This window comes from Nonomuraea sp. SYSU D8015 (assembly GCF_008065375.1).
Lineage (GTDB): Bacteria > Actinomycetota > Actinomycetes > Streptosporangiales > Streptosporangiaceae > Nonomuraea.
This window is the reverse complement of sequence record NZ_VJYI01000011.1, coordinates 107378-122541: the sequence shown is the minus strand read 5'-3', so window position 1 is coordinate 122541 and position 15164 is coordinate 107378. Positions and strand designations below refer to the sequence as shown.

At 70.7% G+C, this 15164-nt stretch carries 13 protein-coding genes; 11 read left to right on the top strand and 2 right to left on the bottom strand.

Features of this window, described 5'->3' with window-relative positions:
* Positions 1-2 precede the first annotated feature (2 nt).
* The 8 genes from ID574_RS36865 (at position 3) to ID574_RS36830 (ending at position 8747) form a co-directional block, all read left to right on the top strand.
* Positions 3-1700: a carbohydrate-binding protein gene (locus ID574_RS36865; protein ID WP_188193638.1), complete on the top strand. Its 1698-nt coding sequence runs from the start codon at positions 3-5 to the stop codon at positions 1698-1700.
* 393 nt (positions 1701-2093) lie between these two features.
* On the top strand, positions 2094-2672 hold the full coding sequence (locus ID574_RS62490) for a hypothetical protein (protein WP_188193637.1): 579 nt from the start codon (positions 2094-2096) through the stop codon (positions 2670-2672).
* A 102-nt stretch (positions 2673-2774) separates the two neighbouring features.
* Positions 2775-3689, top strand: coding sequence for a glycoside hydrolase family protein (locus tag ID574_RS36855; protein ID WP_188193636.1), 915 nt, complete (start codon positions 2775-2777; stop codon positions 3687-3689).
* Positions 3690-3756: 67 nt separating this feature from the next.
* A complete protein-coding gene (locus ID574_RS36850) occupies positions 3757-4650 on the top strand; it encodes a family 43 glycosylhydrolase (RefSeq protein WP_188193635.1) in 894 nt (297 codons plus the stop codon).
* Positions 4651-4689: 39 nt separating this feature from the next.
* Complete coding sequence (locus tag ID574_RS36845) at positions 4690-5937, top strand: ABC transporter substrate-binding protein (RefSeq protein ID WP_188193634.1); 1248 nt, start codon at positions 4690-4692, stop codon at positions 5935-5937.
* A 1-nt stretch (position 5938) separates the two neighbouring features.
* Positions 5939-6880, top strand: coding sequence for a carbohydrate ABC transporter permease (locus ID574_RS36840; RefSeq protein ID WP_188193633.1), 942 nt, complete (start codon positions 5939-5941; stop codon positions 6878-6880).
* Complete coding sequence (locus tag ID574_RS36835; RefSeq protein WP_188193632.1) at positions 6877-7698, top strand: carbohydrate ABC transporter permease; 822 nt, start codon at positions 6877-6879, stop codon at positions 7696-7698. The genes ID574_RS36840 and ID574_RS36835 overlap by 4 nt, the downstream gene beginning before the upstream one ends.
* Positions 7699-7736: 38 nt before the next feature.
* Positions 7737-8747 (top strand): LacI family DNA-binding transcriptional regulator, encoded by a 1011-nt coding sequence (locus ID574_RS36830; protein ID WP_188193631.1) that lies wholly within the window; start codon positions 7737-7739, stop codon positions 8745-8747.
* A gap of 25 nt (positions 8748-8772) precedes the next feature.
* Here ID574_RS36830 and ID574_RS36825 read toward each other — a convergent pair whose 3' ends face one another.
* Together ID574_RS36825 and ID574_RS36820 are read right to left on the bottom strand one after the other, a co-directional pair.
* The gene (locus ID574_RS36825; protein WP_188193630.1) at positions 8773-11097 is read right to left on the bottom strand and encodes a rhamnogalacturonan lyase; all 2325 of its coding nucleotides are present in this window, start codon (positions 11095-11097) and stop codon (positions 8773-8775) included.
* Between the two features lie 130 nt (positions 11098-11227).
* Positions 11228-11995, bottom strand: coding sequence for a DeoR/GlpR family DNA-binding transcription regulator (locus ID574_RS36820; protein WP_188193629.1), 768 nt, complete (start codon positions 11993-11995; stop codon positions 11228-11230).
* A 71-nt stretch (positions 11996-12066) separates the two neighbouring features.
* On the opposite strand from ID574_RS36820, the gene ID574_RS36815 reads away from it, so the two are divergent.
* From ID574_RS36815 to ID574_RS36805, 3 genes are read left to right on the top strand one after another with little or no spacing between them, the layout of a single operon-like run.
* A complete protein-coding gene (locus tag ID574_RS36815; RefSeq protein ID WP_188193628.1) occupies positions 12067-13569 on the top strand; it encodes an FGGY-family carbohydrate kinase in 1503 nt (500 codons plus the stop codon).
* Positions 13570-13587: 18 nt separating this feature from the next.
* The gene (locus ID574_RS36810; protein ID WP_188193627.1) at positions 13588-14493 is read left to right on the top strand and encodes a hypothetical protein; all 906 of its coding nucleotides are present in this window, start codon (positions 13588-13590) and stop codon (positions 14491-14493) included.
* A complete protein-coding gene (locus ID574_RS36805) occupies positions 14490-15149 on the top strand; it encodes an aspartate/glutamate racemase family protein (protein ID WP_223167457.1) in 660 nt (219 codons plus the stop codon). The genes ID574_RS36810 and ID574_RS36805 overlap by 4 nt, the downstream gene beginning before the upstream one ends.
* The last annotated feature ends 15 nt before the right edge of the window (positions 15150-15164 follow it).

Sequence of the window (15164 nt, the reverse complement as noted above, 5' to 3'; positions counted from 1 at the left end):
AAATGTCCCGCATCCGAGTGATCGCCTTAGCCCTGGTCACCACGGCCACGACCCTGGTGACCGCCACACCCCCGGCCGCGGCGGCCGGCGCGACGCTGACCGTCGACGTCGCCCGGCCGTTCCGTCCCGTCACGCATGTCGCCTCCGGCGGCCTGTACGGCCTGGCGGAGAACTCCCGTCCCGCCGACTCGACCCTGCTGCCGATCAAGGTCAACTCGCTGACTCAGCCCGCGCCCGGCGTGGGGCAGCGCCCCAACGGCCAGCCGCCCGGCGGCGACTCGCTGCTGGTGGCGCCGCAGGCCACCAGGGTGGGCGCCGGCGAGTTCATCCGGATGCCCGACATCTATCCCGACTTCCCGTACCGGTGGGTGAGCTGGGACGACTGGCTGGCCAAGGTCAACACCATGGTCAACGCCCGCCTCTCGGCCACCACGGTCACGAACATCATCGGCTGGGAGCTCTGGAACGAGCCCGACTGGACCTGGAACGCCTCCGCCGCGGGCAGCTTCAACGACGGCTGGGTGCGCACGTTCCGCGCGGTGCGCGCGCTGGACACCCTGACGCCGATCGTCGGCCCCAGCACCGCCGTCTACAACCGCTCCTGGATGCAGTCGTTCCTCACCCACGCCAGGAACACCGGCACGCTGCCCGACATCATCTGCTGGCACGAGCTGGAGAACCCCACCAGGATCGCCGCCGACATCGCCGACTACCGCAACCTGGAGGCGTCGCTCGGCATCAGCCCGCGCCGCATCTCCATCAACGAGTACGCCGCCCCCGCCGAGGTGGACGTGCCCGGCCGCGTCGCCAGTTATGTGGCCAAGCTGGAACGCGGCGGCGTGGAGTCCGCGCACCGGGCCTTCTGGTACGAGTACGGCACCATGAACGGCCTGGTCGTCAACAACAACCAGCCGACCGGCACCTGGTGGCTGTACAAGTGGTACGGCGACATGGCCGGCAACATGGTCACCACCTCCTCCACCACGCAGACCGGCCTGGACGGGTTCGCCTCCTACGACCCCACGCGCCGGATCGTCAACGTGGTGTTCGGCAACGAGTCGGGCACCAACACCGTCAACCTCACCGGCCTGGGCGCGTTCGGCTCCAGCGTGCGCGTCACGCTGACGTCCACCCCGTCCAGCGGCCGCTTCACCGCGGTCACGGCCCCCACCACGATCTCCACGACGACGCGCACGGTCGGCGGCGGGCAGCTCAGCGTGTCGGTGCCGAACATGAGCGCCACCAGCGCCTACCAGCTCCTCGTCGAACCGGTCAGCGGGGTGCCGTCCTACCAGCAGCGCTATGAGGCCGAGAACGCCTCGGTGTTCCGCGCTCAGCGCCTCAGCGCCTCCAGCGCGTCCGGCGGCGGCTACGTGGGGCGGATCGACAACTCCGGCACGCCGCGCACCGACAGCTACGTCGACTTCGTGGTGAACGTGCCCTCCGCACGCTCGTACACGATGACCATCGGCTACGCCAACGCCACCGGCGCCACCTCCACCCAGGGCCTGGCCTACAACGGCGGGGCCTGGACCACCGTCAGCTACCCGCCGACCCCGGCCTGGGGCCAGTTCGGCGCCACCATCAGCACCACGGTCACGCTGCGGGCCGGGTACAACGTGATCCGGCTGGCCAAGGGCTCGCCGTACTTCGCGGGCGGCACCGGGTACGCCGAACTCGACTACATCCAGCTCACCTGATCGATGGCCGGCGGGGTGGGGATCCGGACGCGGGAAAGGCCTGCGCCGGCTTCCCCGCCCCGCTGCGCGGGGCGCCGGGAATGGCCGTGGCGGGCGGGGCGTTGTTCACCCGACCCCGCTGTGTGAACCGGCCTTTACCCCCTGAGGTAGATCTTTGCCTGGTTCATGGCGTTTTGTTTGCTTTTGTCCGGTTTGAGGGCTAACGTAGTACTCATTGACCGGCGAGTGACCCGTGCCTGACCTTCGGGAAGCACGGCTCGACCGGGAGCAGAACCCCGGTTCCCTCTGGGTTCTGCAGCGCTCCGCGTAGTGACCGTAATGGCATGATGCCCGGCTACGTCCGCCAAGTGAGCGCAATGTTCGTTGTCCCCTAACAAAGGACCTGGCTTTACTGTGTCTGCTCGCGTACGTTCTTTCGCCCTGCTCACGGCAGCGACCCTCGGCGCCCTCACCATCGGCTCCGCCGCGGCCCACGCCGACACCGGTACGGACAAGAACGTCCTGCTCATGGGCTCCACGACCGCGTCGTACTTCTGGGACGACGCCTCCGGCCGCGCCGGCGACACCGGCCTGCCGGCCGCCGGCAAGCCCATGCAGAAGGGGCTGGCCGCCAGCCCGAGCTGGCCGCTCATGACCGAGGGCTACGTCGTCTACAAGGGCAAGAAGCTGCCCTTCTTCGTCGGCGACCGCGGCCCCGGCGACCCCTCCAGCCGCGGCGTCATGCTCGACCTCGACGCCAAGACCTTCGCCGAGCTGACCGGCGGCACGTTCAACCCTGACACCCTGGGTGTGGACGGCGTCGGCGGCGAGGGCCACATCAAGGTCCAGTACGTCATCACCAAGTGGGGTGACGGCGTCGGCAGGAAGAACCACCCCGTCGCCTTCTCCACCGGCGCCTGGTCCGAGAAGGACGCCAGCCCGGCCAAGCCGCCGCAGGTCAAGACGGTGTCGGTGAAGAACCAGGCCGGCTGACCGAGCCGTACCACGTCAGGTCCGTCCACGAGGAGGGCGCCCCGCCGGGGGCGCCCTCCTCGCCTGTATCGTTACAAAACCGATCAACAGGAAAGGACGGTCATGACAGAGGTCCCCCGGCCGCTCTACCGCGACCCCATGCACGACGGCGCCACCGATCCCACCGTGATCTGGAACCGCGCCGAGCGCACGTGGTGGCTCGTCTACACCAGCAGGCGCGCGACGGCTCCCCGCCGCGAGGACGTCAGCTGGATCCACGGCACCGATCTGGGCGTGGCCTCCTCCGCCGACGGCGGCGTGACCTGGCTGTACCGGGGCACGATCGAGGGGCTCGACCTGGAGTGGGGCCGGCACACGTACTGGGCGCCGGAGATCGTCGACGACGGCTCCACCTACCACATGTACGTCAGCGTCATCCGCGGCGTCCCCGACGCCTGGCGCCCGCACGAGCGCCGCATCCGCCACTACACCAGTCCCGACCTGGTCCGCTGGACCTACCGCTCCACCCTCGACCTCTCCTCCCCGTACGTGATCGACGCCTGCGTGGCGGCGCTGCCGGGCGGCGGCCACCGGCTCTGGTACAAGGACGAGGCCGACGGCTCCCACACCTGGGCCGCCGACAGCGACGACCTCCACACCTGGAAGGTCAGGGGCCCGGCGGTGACGGTCTCCGCGCACGAGGGACCGAATGTTTTCGCTCTCGGCGGCCGCCACTGGATGATCGTGGACGAGTGGCACGGGCAGCGCGTGCTCCGATCGGACGACCTGGAGACCTGGGAACCCCTGGGCCTGATCCTCGACGGGCCGGCGCCCGGCCACCACGCGGACGTGGTGGTGACGGGGGAGGAGGCCCTGATCTTCTACTTCACCCATGTCGACGGGCCGGACGGCGACCGGCGGCGGTCTGCCGTGCACGCCGCCCGCCTCCGCATCCGCGGCGACGAGCTGACCTGCGATCGTCACGAGAAGCTCACCGGCCCGATCCTCCCCGTTGAAGGTCCGGCAACACAACCTTGACATGCGCCGTTTTTTATCGATACAAGTTTTTATCGATACAAGCACGGCGAAGGGATGGAAACCCGACATGGGCGGCGTGATAGCCGAGCCGGCGTCGCCGGTAGGGCGGCACCTGGCGGATCCGTCCCTGGTGGTGGCGGGCGGGCGCTACTACCTGTACCCGACGACCGACGGCCACCCCGGCTGGGGAGCCACGAGCTTCTCGGCGTACTCCTCGTCCGACCTCGTCGACTGGCGGGACGAGGGCGTGGTCCTCCGGCTGGGCGTGGACGTCCGATGGGCGGCCCGGCACGCCTGGGCCCCGGCGATCGTCGAGCGGCACGGCGCCTTCTACCTCTACTTCACCGCCGAGCAGAACATCGGCGTGGCCCGCGCGGACACGCCGACCGGCCCCTTCGAGGACCTCGGGCGGCCGCTGGTCGCGGCGGGCGACTTCCCCGGCGTCGCCATCGACCCGTCGGTGTTCACCGACGACGACGGCGTCACGTACCTCTACTGGGGCAACGGCGTCGCCCACGGCGTCCCCCTCCACGACGACCTCATGTCCTTCGACCCCGATCAGGTCGTCTCCTGGGTGCCGACCGGCTTCCGCGAGGCGGCGACGGTCCACCGCCACCACGACCGCTACTACCTGTCGTGGTCGGAGAACGACACCCGCGAACCCGACTACCGCGTCCGCTACGCCGTCGGCCCCGGCCCGCTCGGCCCCTGGCAGGACCGCGGCGTCCTGCTGGAGAAGAGCCCCGGGCGCGGCATCGTCGGCACCGGCCACCACACGATCCTGCGCGCCCCGGGCGACGGCGACCGCTGGATCATCGCCTACCACCGCTTCGCCATCCCCGGCGGAGACGGATTCCACCGAGAGATCATGTTCGACTGGCTCGTTCACCGTCCCGACGGCGATCTCGAACCGGTCAGCCCCGCGCGGACCCCCATCCGCGCACCCATCCCCCCACGGTAAGAACGAGTGCCTGAGAGGTGAGCGGTGTCCCTACGCAGGATGTCCCTTCCCAGAACGAAATCCCTGCTCACGAGCTCAGTTGCCGTGCTGGCGGCCGCCGCCCTGACCCTCACCGGATGCGGGTCGGGAAGCGGCGACGGCGGCGGCAAGACCAAGCTGAGCTTCTTCTCCTGGGAGGACGAGGCGACGATGAAGCCGCTCATCGAGGCCTTCGAGAAGAAGAACCCCAGCATCGACGTCGAATTCTCGCACGCCCCGCCCGTGGCCGAGTACATCGCGGCGCTGCAGACCAGGCTCGTCTCGGGCACCGGGGCGGACGTGTTCGTGATCGCCGCGGAGAACAAGACCAACCTCGTCCAGGGCGGCTTCGTCAAGGACCTGACCGGTAAGCCGTTCATGGCGAACATGTCGAAGTTCAACACCGAGACCTGGTCCGTGGACGGCAAGGCCTACGGCATGTCGATCTCGTCGTGGTCGGCCGGCATCCTCTACAACAAGGACCTCCTCACCAAGGCGGGCGTCACGGAGTTCCCTGCGAAGTGGGACGATTTCATGGCGCTGTGCCAGAAGCTCAAGTCGGCGGGCATCACGCCGTACATGGAGTCGGTGACGGGCATGCCGCTCACCGTCGCGGCCCTGGTCGGCCACGAGAACGCGCGCCAGGGCGGCGACGTGGACGCCCAGATCTTCGCGGGCCAGAAGAAGTTCGGCGACCTGTGGAACGGGCCGCTGACCACCTACAACCAGCTGTTCACCAGCGGCGTGATGAGCAAGGACGTGGTCGGCCTGAAAGGCGAGCAGGTCGTGGACGAGTTCGCCAACGGCCGCGTCGCGATGATCGCCGCGGGCCCGTGGGACGTGACGACGCTGCGGGAGAAGGCGCCGAAGATGAACATGGTCTTCGCCGGCGTGCCCACTCCCGACGGCAAGCCGTTCTGGGGCGGCGCCGCCTCGCCCGGCTGGGCCATCAACGCCAAGACCGAGCACGAGAAGGAGGCCGAGGCGTTCCTGACCTTCCTCGGCAGCAAGGAGGGCGTCACGCTGTTCAACCAGAAGACGGCCGCCATGACCACCACGTCCGACGTCACCCCCGTGATCGACAAGGTGCTGGAGCCCAACCTCCAGGCGCTCAAGGACGGCAACTTCTACCTGCCGCAGGTCGCCTGGCCGCGGGTCCAGGACGCGCTCAACACCGAGGCCGTCGCCCAGCTCCAGCTGATGGTGCAGGGCCAGGCCAAACCGGCGGACGTGGCCGCCGCGCTCGACAACCGGCTGGCCCAGGGCTGACATGACCGCGCTTGGCAGAAGGGCGCCCGCGCTGACGGGCGCCCTGTCCTGGCTCACCTCGCCGAAGACGCTCGAAGGGCTGCGGCTGCAGGCGTTCCTGGTGCCGATCGGGATCGTGTTCGCGGTGTTGTTCGCGATCCCGCTGGCGCAGTCGCTCTACTTCAGCGTGACCGACTTCAACGGTTACTCGCTGGACGTCAACTTCGTCGGGCTGGAGAACTACCGGAAGATCTTCACCGACCCGTCCATGCTGGCGGGCCTGGGGTTCACGCTGCTGTACGCGATCGGCACCACCGTGATCGTCACGGTGCTGGCGATCCCGCTGGCCGTGCTGCTCAACAAGCGCTTCTTCGGCCGGAACGTGGTGCGCGCGGTCTTCTTCTTCCCGGCCATCCCCAGCATCGCGATCCTGGGCCTGGTGTGGGGGTTCATCCTGTCCCCCCTCGGGTCCGGCGCCATCAACTGGCTGCTGGACGCGGTCGGCGGGTTCGGGCCCGTGCCGTGGCTGTCGGACGGCACGCTCGCCCAGCTGTCCGTCATCGTGGTCGCCGTCTGGTCCTCCACCGGCTGGCACGCCATCCTCTACCTCGCGTACCTGCAGTCGATCCCCGGCGACTACTACGAGGCCGCGAGGGTCGACGGCGCCTCGCCGCGCCAGTCGTTCTTCAGGATCACGCTGCCGCTGCTCGCCCCGGCGATCACCGTCAGCTCGCTGCTGCTGATGACCGGCGGGCTGAAGGTCTACGACCTGCCCTACACCCTCACCAAGGGCGGGCCCGGGTACGCGACCTTCACCATCACCCAGTCGATCATCCAGAGCGGCATCGCCCAGGCCAAGTTCGGCCAGGCCTCCGCGCTCGCGGTGGTCTTCATGCTGGTCGTGGGGGCGATCGTGGCGGTCCAGCTCGTCCTGTCCCGCCGTCTGGAGGACCGCGTCTCATGAGGAAACAGCGCTCCTCGCCGCTCCTGTCGCTGCTCATGATCCTGGCCGCGGCCGTGGTCGGCGTGCCGTTCTACTACATCGTCGTCAACACGTTCAAGACGCAAGCCGAGACCTCGTCCTCGCCGCTCGCGCCGCCGACGAGCCTCTACCTCGACAACTACATCCGGGTGTTCGAGAACACGCCGATCCTGCAGTCGTTCCTCAACACTCTCTACGTCACGGTCGCGTCCATCGTGATCATGCTGGTCATCGGGTCGATGGCGGCCTACGCGATGCTGCTGCGCCACACCCTGGTCAACCGGGTGATCGCGGTGCTGCTGGTGATCGCGTTCCTGGTGCCCGGGCAGGCCACGCTGATCCCGGTCTACCGGATCCTGGTGGAGCTGGAGCTCGTGGACACCCTGGAGGGGCTCGTCTTCCTGTACGCGGCCGGCTCGATCTTCTGCTACTTCCTCATCCAGGGATACCTCCGGTCGCTGCCGATCTCGATCTTCGAGGCCGCGCGCATCGACGGCGCAGGGCCCTGGCAGATCTACTGGCGGATCGTGCTGCCGCTCATCCGGCCGATCCTCATCACGGTCGGCGTGTTCCAGACCATGTGGATCTGGAACGACTTCATCACGCCGAACGTGTTCATCAGCTCGCCCGACAAGCAGACCCTGGTGCTGCAGGTCTACAAGGCCGTCGGGCAATACTCGGTGGACTGGCCGGCGTTCATGACACTCAGCGTGATCGTGCTGATCCCCGTGGTGATCTTCTTCGTCGCGATGCAGCGCCACATCGTCAACGGGCTCCTGCAGGGAAGCGTCAAGGGCTGAGGCCGTGAGAGGATGCCGACCGTGCGGGTGATCGACGAATGGTGACGATCCAGGACGTGGCGAAGGCGGCGGGCGTGTCCGCCATGACCGTGTCCCACGTGATCAACGATCATCCCCACGTCAAGCGCGAGACCCGCGAGCGCGTGCTGCGGGCCATCGCCGACCTCGACTACCGCGTCAACGTGGCGGCCCGCAACCTGCGCACCGGCCGTACGGGGACGATCGGGCTCGCCGTCGCGGAGATCGACCGCCCCTACTACGGGCAGCTCGCCGCCGCGATCATCGCGGCGGCGGCCCGGCACGACCTCAAGGTGGCGATCGAGCAGACCGGCGCCTCGCGCGAGGGCGAGCTCGACGCCCTGGCGCTGTCCCGCAACCGGCTCTACGACGGGCTCATCCTCAGCACGGTCGGGCTCGGGCCGGCCGACACCGACCTGCTCAAGGTCGACTACCCCATGGTCATCCTGGGGGAGCGCATCTTCGACGGGCCGGTCGACCACGTCGCGATGCCCAACGTCGAGGGCGCGCGGGCGGCGACCGCGCACCTGATCGAGCGGGGCTGCCGCCGCATCGCGCTGGTCGAAGGCCGGCTGGGCGACGAGGTCGACGTCTCCAGCCTGCGCTTCGACGGCTACCGGGAGGCGCTGGAGGAGGCGGGCATCCCCCTCGACCCGCGGCTCCTCATCCACATCGAGGCGTTCACGATGGAGGAGGGCGCCGCGGCCGCGCGGCGGCTGAGCGACTCCGGGGCCGAGGTCGACGGCGTGTTCTGCGTGACCGACACGGTCGCGATCGGGGTGCTGCGCGGCTTCGCCGACCGCGGGGTGCGCGTGCCGCAGGACGTCAAGGTGATCGGGTTCGACAACATCGCCGAGGGCGCCTACACCGTGCCCTCCCTGTCGTCGATCGACCCCGACCATTCGCTCATGGCCAGCACGGCCGTGCGGTTCCTGGTCGGGCGGGTGGCGGAGAAGGGCAAGAAGCGGCCGGTCGCGCGGGAGTTCATCAGCCGCTTCACGGTGGTGGCGCGCGAGTCGACCGGCGGCTGATCCGCCGCCGGTCGGCCCCGGCGGCTCACCTGCGGGGCGTCCGGATGCGGGGCACCGGCACCCGCGACCAGTCCATGTCCGAGGCGAGGTAGAAGCTCGGGTACGCCGGCTGGTTGTAGCCCGTCTGCTGCCTGGCCACGTCCACCCGGTACTGCGGGTCGTGCATCAGCGTGTACAGCTTGCGGTTCGTGACCTCCGTGCTGAGGAAGATCCGGATCGCCGTGCTGTCGGCCGTGCGCACCAGCAGTTCCTCCCGCCAGTCGCCGAACACGTCGGCCACCAGGCTCGGGTTGCCCTTCGTCCAGTTGTTCGTCAGCGTGCCGTCGGCGGTGAGCACGGTGCCGCGCTTCCAGTCGTCGATCGTCGGGGTCTGCAGCACGGTCGTGGCGGTGCCGTTGATCATCTGGGTGGTCATGTCGGCCGCCCAGCGGATGCTCTGGTTGGTGCCGGGCGTGGTCCGGCCCAGGTGATCGCCGCGGGCCGACCAGAGGCCGGAGACGATCTCCTGGTTGGGCGGCATGGAGGACCATGCCTCGATGCCGCGGATCGCGGGGTCGATGTCGCCGACCATGCCGCGGCCGGTGTCCCTGCCGCTGTAGCCGCCGAAGAGCACCTTTCCGGTGGCGGCGTCCCGCATGGCCCAGCCGTACGGCGCCCAGGCCCCGCCCTCGTGCACGGTCCAGATCTCCAGGCCCGGCCGGTCCGGGTCGAGGTCGCCGACGTGCATGGCGTCACCGTGGCCGAGCCGGACGTTCTGCCCCGGGACGTTGCTCTGCGGCGGGGCCACGTCGAAGGAGGAGTACAGCACGTCGCCGTCGTCGTCGATGGTGGCGGCGCCGTACACGATCTCCTGCCGCCCGTCGCCGTCCACGTCGGCCACGCTCATCGAGTGGAAGCCCTGGGTGGTGATGTCGGCATATTTCGGGTTGCTCCCGGGGACGCCGTGGGGCGAGGCGTTGAACGGGTTGGCCATCGGCGCGTGGCCGCTGTCGACGTACCAGACCTCCTTCAGCCTCCTGCCGTCCCAGTCGTAGGCGACCAGCGTGGTGCGGGTGTAGTAGCCGCGGGCGAAGATCGCCGACGGGCGCTTGCCGTCCAGGTAGGCGACCGAGGACAGGAAGCGGTCGACCCGGTTGCCCGGCTCGATGCGGCCCATCGCGTAGTCGCCCCACATGAGGCCGTCGTCGCCGCGGCCCGGCTTGTAGGGGATGGTCTCCAGCTCCCGGCCGGTGGCGCCGTCGAGCACCGACAGGTACTCGGGGCCGGTGATGACGAACCCGGCGAACTCCCGCAGCCGGTTGTTGCCGCTGCGGCTCGGCGCGTACACGTCGACGAAGTACGTGGCCAGGTCGACGGCGGCCTCGTGGGAGAGCGGGTACTGATGCCTCGGCTCGATGCCGAAGGCCTGCTCCAGCGTCTTCGGCCAGCGCCCGGCGACCACCTCGGGGTGCTCGTGCCACTTCTCGAACATGGCCACGACGTGGTCGAAGTAGTCCGCGGCGCTCTTGCGGTAGTCGTCGGCGTGCGAGTGGCCGGCCTTGACGTCCTGCCTCGGCATCGTGACGTGGCGCTCGGAGACGACCTCGCCGGCCGGGCCGTAGCGGATGATCTTCGTGCCGGGGGCCGTCTTGAGCATCATCTCCGAGCGGCCGTCGCCGTCGAAGTCGTAGACGAGGAACTGCGTGTAGTGGGCGCCCGAGCGGATGTTGACGCCCAGGTCGAGGCGCCAGCGCAGGGTGCCGTCCAGTTCGTAGGTGTCCACGTACGTGTTGCCGGTGTAGCCGCGCTGGGAGACGTCCTTGGAGTTGGACGGCTCCCATTTGACGACGTATTCGTACTGGCCGTCGCCGTCCACGTCGCCGACGCTCATGTCGTTGGCCGCGTACGTGTACGCCTCGCCCGCCGGGGTCACCCCGTCGGCCGGCTTCTTGAGCTTCAGATCGTAAAACGTTTTAAGCCAAGGCATGGACGCGGCGCTGCGCCGGCCCTCACGGCCCTTGACGATCGGGGCGACGCGGTACTCGGCGGAGGCGGTGCCGGCGGTGTCGAGGTAGTTGGTGCTGTCGGCGACCGTCGCGATCGGGCGGCCGTCGCGGTAGACCCGGAAGTCGGCACCGGTCATGCCCGCCGCGCCGGGGCCGGACACCTCGTCGCCGAGCAGGCGCCAGCTGAGGAAAACTCCCTCGCTGGTGGAGGCGGCCACGAGACCGCGGTCGAGGTGTTCGAGCTGCACGCGCGCGCCCGGCCTGCCGCGGTCGTCGGCGGCCGCGGGGGGCGCGGTCACCGGGACGCAGAGGAGGGCCGCCAGGGCGGCGGTGGCGGCGCGTCGGATGCCGCTGGGGGGACTCATGATCACGGGCTCCTCAGGGTGCGGGATTGAATCGATATAATCGATTCGCCCGTGAGGTTTGTCAATGACGAATTTCTGCGTTATTTCGCGAAATTACCGCACAAGTTGCAGTCGTGAATGACTGTGCCATTCACGATGCGATTTCCACGGCGACGGCGTCGAAGCCGGCCGGTGGGGCCTGGTCGGTCACCAGGGCCTCGACCGCGTCCCACCCGCACACCCGGATCGGGGCGCTCAGCGCGAACTTGCGCGCGTCGCTCACCACGACGGTCCGGCGGGCGATCGCGATGAGCCTGCGCTTGGTCTCGGCCTCGTACGGCGTCGCACCGTAGACGCCTTCGCCGTCGAGCGCGGTGGCCGCCAGGAACAGCGTGCGCACGCTCAGGTGCTCCAGCACCGCCAGGGTCTCGGGGCCGCCGAAGGAACGGGTGTCCCTGCCGTACTGGCCGCCGATGCCGATCAGCGTGACGTCCGCCCTGGGGGCGAGGACGGCGATCGCCGGGAGCGAGTGGGTGACCACGGTGAGGCCGGCGCCGGCGGGCAGGAGTCGGGCGATCTCCAGCGTGGTGGTGCCCGAGTCGAGCGCCACCGCCGTGCCCGGCTCCACGTGCCGCACGGCCTTCGCGGCGATCGCCCGCTTGGCGGCCGCCGCCTGGGTCGTGCGGTCGGTGAACGGCACGGCGCCGGTGTCCACCGCCGTGGCGCCGCCGCGTACCGCCCGGAGCAGGCCGTCCCCGGCCAGCCTGCGCAGGTCGCGGCGGACGGTGTTGGGGGAGACGCCGAGCTCGGAAACGAGGTCGGCGGCGGCGACGTAGCCGTCCAGCTCGATCCGGCGCAGGATCGCCTCGCGGCGGTGGGGGGCCGACGAGTACCGCAGGCTCGCGTCGGTGTCGGTCATGTACCCATGATGAGTGACACTCCACCAAAAGTTGGCACTTTTCCGCCATCTTCTGGACTTATAGTGACAACATGGCGCTGGGAGCCCTGCTGGCCGGGATCGACGTGGGGACCACCCACGTCAAGGTGGGCTTCTTCGACGAGGAGGGCCGCTGCGCCGCCTCCGTACGCCGGCCGACCCCACGCGACCTGCCCGGCCTCGTCGCCGCCGTGTCGTCGGGCCTGGCGGAGTGCGCCTCCCGCGCGGGCCGCGGCCCGCGCGCGATCGGGATCGCCGGCATGGCCGAGACCGGCGTGCCGCTCGACCGATCCGGCCGGCCGCTCACCCCGCTGCTGTGGTGGAACGATCCGCGGGGCGCGACGGAGCTCGCCGCCCTGGACCTGGACGCGGCGGCCCTCTACGCCGTGACCGGGCGCCGGGCCGACGCCAAGGCGCCGCTGGCCAAGTGGTTGTGGCTGCGAGCCCACGCGCCGGGGGCGCTGGAGCGGATGCGGTGGTGGGCGAGCGTGCCGGACGCGGTCGCGTACGCGCTGACCGGCACGCTGCGCACGCACGAGACGCTGGCCGCCCGGACGCTGGCCTACGACGTGCGGCGGCAGGCGTATGACGAGGACCTGCTCCGTCCGGCCGGCCTCAGCCCCGGCCAGTTGCCTCCGACGGCAGGCTCCGCGGAGCCGGTCGGCCCGCTGACGGCCCCGGTGAGCGGGCTGACGCCCGGGATCCCCGTGGTGATCGCGGGGCACGATCACGCGGTGGGGGCGTGGGCCGCGGGCGTGCGCCGTCCGGGAGGCGTCGCCGACTCGCTGGGCACGGCCGAAGCGGTCATGCTCCCCGCCCTCGCCCCGCCCGACCCCGGCGCGGCGTTCGCCCTCGGCGTCACGACCGACCCCTCGCTGGACGGGCGCGGGACGGTGCTGGTGGGCGGCCTGCCCACGAGCGGCGCCCTGCTCGACTGGCTCCTCGGTCTTCTGCCCGGCGGTGCCGCCGGCGAACGGCCCGCGCCGGACCCTCCAGAGGCGCGATCGGGCGACGACGGCCTCGCACCCATGCCACCGCCGGGGCCACCCGGCGCGGGGCGGTACGGCGCATTGCCGGGGTTGCTGGACGGCGTGCGGTTGCCGACGGGGATCATCGTCGAGCCGTACCTGCGGGGCCGGGCGGCGCCCGCGCCCGATCGGGGGCGGCGGGTGACGGTGGCGGGCCTCGGAGCCGGGCATACGGCCGGGGATCTGCTGGCCGCCGCCATCGAGGGAACCTGCCTGCACGTCCGATGGACCGTCGAGGAGATCACCGCGCTGGCGGGAGTCGTCCCCGGGCGGCTGGTGATGTTCGGGGGACAGGTCAGGATCCCGCTGTGGACGCGGGTCAAGGCGGCGGTCTCCACCATGCCCGTCGACGTGGTGGGGTCCGGCGACGCCGTGTGCGCGGGCGCCGCGCTCATCGCCGGTCAGGCCGGCGGCTCGCTCGACGACGTCCCCGTACTGCCCGCCGAGCGGCATCGCGCCGACCCGGCCCTCACCGCCGCCTACGCCTCCCAGTACGAACGCTTCCTCGCCTCCGCCCGCCCCGATTGACCCGAGATGGGAGTCCGCATGACCACCTCCGAGACCGTCACGCCCACGCCGACGCTCGACCTGCTGGCCCGCCCTTCCGGCGGCTTCGCCATGGTGGCGATGGACCAGCGGGAGAGCCTCAGGCAGATGGTCGCCGCCGCCACCGGCGAACGCGTGGGGGACGACACGCTGACCGCGTTCAAGCTGGCGGTGGCCAGGGAGCTCGGCCCGCACGTCTCGGGCTTCCTCATCGACCAGGAGTACGGCTTCCACCAGGTGGCGGCCGAGGGCCTGATCCCGGGCGGGCTGATCGTCGCCGTCGACAGCCTCCAGCAGGCGGCCGACGGTCCCGTCGAGGACACCTCGATCGACGAGCGGGTCGACCTGGCCGGCGCCAGGCGGGCCGGCGGGGTCGCCGCCAAGCTCCTGCTCATCTGGCGCGACGACGAGCACCGGCAGCGCCGCCTGGACGTCGCCGCCGAGTTCGTACGGCGATGCGCGGCCACCGGGCTGCTGTCCGTCCTCGAAGGCGTGGCCAAGCCCGCCCCCGGAGAGACCGGCTTCGACGGTCCGGCCGCGATCCGCGAGGCCGCCGCCGAGCTGGCCGGGTTGCGGCCCAGCCTGTACAAGGCCCAGGTCCCGCTGGGCGGCGCGGCGCCGGAGGAACGGCTCGTCGAGGAGTGCGCGCGTCTCGACGAGGTGATCCCGGTCCCGTGGGTGGTGCTCTCGCAGGGCGTGGACCGCGACGACTTCCCGGCCGCCGTACGGGCCGCCTGCCGCGCGGGCGCGTCCGGGATGCTGGCGGGACGCGCCGTCTGGAGCGACCTGGTCGGCATCGGCACCGGTGGTGAGCTGGCCGCCGCGCTCCGGGCTCGTGCCGTGCCCCGGCTGCGGCGTCTTGCCGAGATCGTCGACGAACACGCGCGTCCGTGGAGCGCCCGATGAGCCCGGCCGCCACCGCCGTCGCCAAGATCGCGATGCTGCACACCGTGCCCGCCCTGGCCGCGCCGCTGGCCGAGCTGGCGGCCGAAGTGCGGCCCGATGCCCGGGTCATCCACTTCGTCGACGAGAGCCTCCTCCAGGACACGATCGCCGCCGACGGCCCGCCACCCCACGTGCTGCGCCGGCTGGTGTCGTACGCGATGTTCGCCAAGGAATCCGGAGCCGGCACCCTGCTGGTCACCTGTTCCTCCATCGGCGAGGCCGCCGAGCAGGCCCGTCCGCTCGCCGAGCTGCCGATCCTGCGCATCGACGAGCCGATGGCCGAGGAGGCGGTGGCGGCCGGCGCGCGGATCGGCGTGCTGGCCACGCTCCACACCACGCTCGGTCCCACCACCAGGGCGGTCCGGCGCGCGGCCGACCGGCGGCGGGTGGCACGCGAGATCGTCCCGCACCTGTGCGAAGGGGCGTTCGAGGCGTTGCGCGGCGGTGACGCGGCCCGCCACGACGCCCTCGTGCTCGCGGGGTTCGGCGAGCTGGCGGGGAAGGTGGACGTGGTGGTGCTGGCCCAGGCGTCGATGGCGAGGATCCTCACGGAGGCGGCCGGCCACGTCCCGGTCCTGTCCTCCCCTCGCTCCGGCATCGCCCAGCTCGCCCGCTGAGGCACCCCTGCCTCC

Bases quoted from the DNA above. Each gene is read 5' to 3' on its own strand.
- ID574_RS36810 (WP_188193627.1), top strand. From the start codon at position 13,588: ATGACCACCTCCGAGACCGTCACGCCCACGCCGACGCTCGACCTGCTG.
- ID574_RS36820 (WP_188193629.1), bottom strand. From the start codon at position 11,995: ATGACCGACACCGACGCGAGCCTGCGGTACTCGTCGGCCCCCCACCGC.
- ID574_RS36850 (WP_188193635.1), top strand. From the start codon at position 3,757: ATGGGCGGCGTGATAGCCGAGCCGGCGTCGCCGGTAGGGCGGCACCTG.
- ID574_RS36805 (WP_223167457.1), top strand. From the start codon at position 14,490: ATGAGCCCGGCCGCCACCGCCGTCGCCAAGATCGCGATGCTGCACACC.
- ID574_RS36865 (WP_188193638.1), top strand. From the start codon at position 3: ATGTCCCGCATCCGAGTGATCGCCTTAGCCCTGGTCACCACGGCCACG.
- ID574_RS36855 (WP_188193636.1), top strand. From the start codon at position 2,775: ATGACAGAGGTCCCCCGGCCGCTCTACCGCGACCCCATGCACGACGGC.
- ID574_RS36835 (WP_188193632.1), top strand. From the start codon at position 6,877: ATGAGGAAACAGCGCTCCTCGCCGCTCCTGTCGCTGCTCATGATCCTG.
- ID574_RS36840 (WP_188193633.1), top strand. From the start codon at position 5,939: ATGACCGCGCTTGGCAGAAGGGCGCCCGCGCTGACGGGCGCCCTGTCC.
- ID574_RS36830 (WP_188193631.1), top strand. From the start codon at position 7,737: ATGGTGACGATCCAGGACGTGGCGAAGGCGGCGGGCGTGTCCGCCATG.
- ID574_RS36825 (WP_188193630.1), bottom strand. From the start codon at position 11,097: ATGAGTCCCCCCAGCGGCATCCGACGCGCCGCCACCGCCGCCCTGGCG.
- ID574_RS36845 (WP_188193634.1), top strand. From the start codon at position 4,690: ATGTCCCTTCCCAGAACGAAATCCCTGCTCACGAGCTCAGTTGCCGTG.
- ID574_RS36815 (WP_188193628.1), top strand. From the start codon at position 12,067: ATGGCGCTGGGAGCCCTGCTGGCCGGGATCGACGTGGGGACCACCCAC.